This window comes from Microcystis sp. M165S2 (assembly GCF_020245885.1).
Lineage (GTDB): Bacteria > Cyanobacteriota > Cyanobacteriia > Cyanobacteriales > Microcystaceae > Microcystis.
The window spans coordinates 1-4136 of record NZ_JADBTZ010000368.1; the positions used below are offsets into that span (position 1 = coordinate 1).

A 4136-nucleotide genomic window follows, 5' to 3' on the forward strand; every position below is an offset into this window, starting at 1 on the left:
TGTCAGTCTGTAGAGCGACCATAAGACCAGAACAGAGTAAATCTGTTAAGGCAGGTGCGGAACCCCGCAAGGGAAAGAAGCAGAAACCTAAATCGTGAGGTTTGGGAATCACCGTCCGTTTACGGCGGTGAGGATGTCAACTTCGAGGATGCGACTTTGACGCAGATGTTCCAACCAGCGCCAACGGTATTGACGGGAGTTAACGGCAAAATTTTGGTAACGTCGCATCAGTAAGCGAGAACGACCTTGACCGAGAGAAATCCCGTATAAAGCCAATCCAGCATACCAATCGGGATTAGGCAGAGAAAAACGATAATGAACGAGATTAGGGGCCAGAAAATCCAGATATTTCCAGCTTTCCTGCGGATTGCGGCTATTGCGCCACTGACTGCGAATTCCCCGCGCCGAGATTTCGAGGATTTGGAAGGCTAAAGGTTGAGCATTTTCCCGTTTTGCCCCGAATTCGCTGCGATCATGGCTAATATTAACATGGGCGGGATCGAGGAGATTTTCGAGTAAATAGCCCTGTTCGTAGGGAAAATCGATGACATAATCGGTATGGACACAATTGGGGTCTTCTAGGTCTTTGATGATAGGAATATCGCTTTCTTTCGCTGTTTCCTGTTCTCCTAACCAAACCCAGAGGACTCCCTGACGTTCCACCACCCTATAGGATTTAACCTTGGCATTGCGAGGAATCGGGGTATTGACTGGCAGTTGGGGAATATGGGAACATTTTCCATCCGTCTCGAACTGCCAACCATGGTACAAACATTCTAAACGCCCAGCGATCATCTGTCCTGTGGAGAGTTTAGCCAAGCGATGGGGACAGCGATCGAGCAAACAGCCCCATTTTCCCTGCTGATCGCGAAATATTAGCAATGGTTGCCCATAAAGAGAGAAAGAGTAGGGATTTTTTTGCCAATCCTGCACGAATAACACAGGATACCAACAATTTTGGTAGTGAAAACAGTCATCCCTAGGGAGGGGTTGAGATTGATCAGCGCTCGTCATGGCGATGAGAGAGAAAAAATATTGATCATCATCATATATCGGTGCGGCAAATTGATCTCTGTCTTCCTACTATCTTTTAATTAATCCGAAAGAGACTAGGAGAGGGTGGAAATCCCCGATAGGTGTTAATTGTAGCCAAAAAATCGATTGTAAAGCCTTTTATTGATTTCGTATAGTACCCAAATAATTAAAAAACAGACAGAGATGAATATCAAAGGTTTTTGAGTCAGTAAATTCTGCAAACTCCAGAATAGTTGCTGCGGTTGAGTGACTAGATACCAACTATTCAGTCGGAGAAACCGTCCTAAATAGATACCGATCGCACTTAAAAAATGGAGAATTATTTCTAGGGGTAAAACTGCTGAATTTAGCTGACTTTGCTGACAATAACTTTTTAAATTAAGTAAGGAGAGAACGTATAGCTGAAAGCCCATAAAAATAAAGAAGCTATACTGGGGGATTAAAACTAAAAAAATTAAACTTTTGGCGTAATCCTGCTGAAGATAGGCGATTAAATGAATGCTGTCGGTGAGAATATAGGGAGCATTGGGTAAAAAAAGCAGGAAAACTAAGAGACTTAACCACCAGAGTAGGGAACGATCGAGGGCGATCCGAAATAGCCAAAAGCTAAGGATAAAGGGGATAAAAGCCAGAAAAGAATTCCAGATAATCCTCCCGGTGCTAAGGTTAAATAATTGCCAAGCATTGTGCCACCAATCCCTAGTTAAAATTATCGTTAAATCTGCCCAAATCATCCCTTAAATACCAGTCTCCTCTAGGGTTGATAAATATCTTAACCAATTTTTTAAAGATTCCGGGAAAGGGATTCTTTGTCTAGCGGTGGGAGCGATGCAGACATGGCGAGTTTTCGCTTTTGCGACCATGATTTCAGCCAAATAAATTTTATACTGCAATTCAAACTCGTTTTCGCTCAGGGATCGGGCAGTGAAATCAATCTGTATGCGATCGCCACAAAAAAGGGGCCGAAAAAACTGGATTTCCGCTTGAGTAATCGGTAGGGCAACCGGAGAATCTTTCAAAAAATCCTTGATATTGATGCCAAATTGTGCTAAAGAAAACTCGTAGGCTTGATGACAGATCGAGAGAAGATGGGCAAAGTAAACCACACCGGCCGCATCGGTATCGGCCAGATAAATTAGGCGCTCGTAGGACATAAAAAGCTTATTGTCTTTCTAGAAAGGTTAAACTATCTTGTAGTTGTCTTAACTCGTCCCGATGGGCTTTTACAGTTAATTCCGTTTGCTGAGATTTGCTTTCTACTTTAAAAGCCACTTCTTCTAAACGGCCGACTTTTTGCCAATAGAAAACCCCCGCGAGGGGAGATAAACCCACAAGAGCAAAAATATAGGGATTAGTATCGGGAAATAACAGCGATAACACCAGCGATAAGCAAAATAAACCCAAGGCCGCCAAAATTGTCAAAAATATCGCTAGAAAGGGGCTAGGCGGCACAAAACCCTGTAATCTGACAATATTCTGTTCGGGTTCGATCGCCTTGACTTGATAGGAACGTCGGTCAAAATAATCTCGCAGTTGTTCTAATAGTTGGTCGTCACTGGTACTGGTAAGATAGACACGCTGTTCGATACGCTCTTTGACGGAACCGCGAATAAAAAAGAATAATCCCACCATGAGCAGGAGAGTCAGAAAAAAAGTTGAGGAAAGAACGGGGGTATCCATGGCGGCGGTTAGGAGCGAAAAAACTTACAATTAATCCTAATTATCCTAACCTATCTTCTCCCCCGATCAGAAGATAGACCCTAGGAGCAAAACCTCGATCGAGAATCAGAAAAATTTCACCCCAAGGCAGATTCATGGGCAACAATCTATTAACAGGATTAATCGAACCCTTACAGTATAGTTTCATGCAGAGATCCCTAATTGAAGCTATCATCGTCGGGATCATTTGTGCGGTGGTGGGAACCTACCTGATGGTACAACGTTTGGCCCTCTTGGGCGATGCCATCAGTCACTCGGTCTTACCCGGATTAGCGATCGCTTTTATTGGTAATTTTAATCTGCTACTGGGTGCTTTACTAGCCTCAATGGTCAGTACCCTACTGATTAACTTGATCCGTAATCGTTCCCCAATCAAAGAAGATGCGGCCATGGGTATCGTTTTCTCGGCTTTTTTTGCCCTTGGCATCACCCTGATCACTCTCATCCAAAAAAACAACAAAATTGACCTTAATCACTTTCTCTTCGGCAATATTCTGGGTGTTACTGCTGCCGACATCCGCGATACCCTAATTCTTGCCGTTATCGTTTTGTTAACCGTTTTGCTCCTGTATAAAGAACTATTATTCTACACTTTCGACAAAATCGGGGCGCAAGCGGCGGGTTTACCAGTAAATTTATTAGATTTAGGCTTAATGCTCCTGATTGGTCTGACAATCGTTGCTAGTCTCCAAGCAGTGGGAGTAATCCTCGTTTTGTCCCTTTTGATTACCCCCGCGGCCACTGCTTATCTTTTAGTTACCCGTCTCCATCAAGTCATGGGTTTAGGTGTGGGTGTGGGGATTATTTCTAGTATCAGTGGGATGTATTTAAGTTATTACTGGAATTTACCCTCTGGACCGGCGATCGTGCTTGTCGCTTTTACCCTATTTATGTTGGCCTTTTTATTCAGTCCCCGTCAGGGAATTTTCACTCATCCCTCTAGTCTAGGTGGTCAACTTTCTATCTGGGGAGAGATGAAAAATTTGTTGAGACGACGTTAGTTTGCAGCAGAAGGTTGGGTTTTTGGCAAGTGATCAAAAAAAGCCGACGACTGACGACTAAAAAACTGATAACTGCTATAAGTAGTCGGACAAAATTAATTTCCTAGTCGAGACGGGAGACAGCAGAGGATGCCCTCTCCAGTTATACTTCATCTTTATGAGAAACGCCTTAAGTATGCCACAGTTTTTGAAAAATGGTATTGTAAAGTTTCAATACAAATATAGTCAGATATAGTCAGCCATGGTAATATATAGACATGAAACTATCAGACTATGCAAAAAAAGCAGGAATAAGTTATCGAACGGCTTGGAGATGGTGGAAACAAGGGAATTTAACAGGTTATCAATTGCCTTCTGGTACAATTATCATAACGGATGACA

4 protein-coding genes and 1 pseudogene are annotated in these 4136 nt (G+C 42.9%); 1 reads left to right on the forward strand and 4 read right to left on the reverse strand.

The genetic code is table 11. From position 1 onward, the window contains the following. Nucleotides 1-132: 132 nt before the first annotated feature. The 4 genes and pseudogenes from IM479_RS18215 to IM479_RS18230 form a co-directional block, all read right to left on the reverse strand. Nucleotides 133-1014, reverse strand: a pseudogene (locus IM479_RS18215) (aromatic ring-hydroxylating dioxygenase subunit alpha); the annotation flags it as partial. A gap of 125 nt (nt 1015-1139) precedes the next feature. Next, nucleotides 1140-1769: a DUF1361 domain-containing protein gene (locus IM479_RS18220; RefSeq protein WP_287686052.1), complete on the reverse strand. Its 630-nt coding sequence runs from the start codon at nt 1767-1769 to the stop codon at nt 1140-1142. 3 nt (nt 1770-1772) lie between these two features. Next, nucleotides 1773-2189 carry an acyl-CoA thioesterase gene (locus tag IM479_RS18225; protein WP_287076532.1) on the reverse strand — a complete coding sequence of 139 codons (417 nt, stop codon included), beginning with the start codon at nt 2187-2189 and terminating at the stop codon, nt 1773-1775. Between the two features lie 7 nt (nt 2190-2196). After that, nucleotides 2197-2715, reverse strand: a complete 519-nt coding sequence (locus IM479_RS18230) for a cofactor assembly of complex C subunit B (RefSeq protein WP_286824561.1) — start codon at nt 2713-2715, stop codon at nt 2197-2199. A gap of 134 nt (nt 2716-2849) precedes the next feature. Here IM479_RS18230 and IM479_RS18235 point away from each other — a divergent pair, with 134 nt between their 5' ends. After that, complete coding sequence (locus IM479_RS18235) at nt 2850-3755, forward strand: metal ABC transporter permease (protein WP_286824562.1); 906 nt, start codon at nt 2850-2852, stop codon at nt 3753-3755. The last annotated feature ends 381 nt before the right edge of the window (nt 3756-4136 follow it).

What these genes read in the sequence shown, in the direction of transcription:
- IM479_RS18230 (WP_286824561.1), bottom strand. Translation starts at nt 2,715, where the DNA reads ATGGATACCCCCGTTCTTTCCTCAACTTTTTTTCTGACTCTCCTGCTC.
- IM479_RS18220 (WP_287686052.1), bottom strand. Translation starts at nt 1,769, where the DNA reads ATGATTTGGGCAGATTTAACGATAATTTTAACTAGGGATTGGTGGCAC.
- IM479_RS18235 (WP_286824562.1), top strand. Translation starts at nt 2,850, where the DNA reads ATGGGCAACAATCTATTAACAGGATTAATCGAACCCTTACAGTATAGT.
- IM479_RS18225 (WP_287076532.1), bottom strand. Translation starts at nt 2,189, where the DNA reads ATGTCCTACGAGCGCCTAATTTATCTGGCCGATACCGATGCGGCCGGT.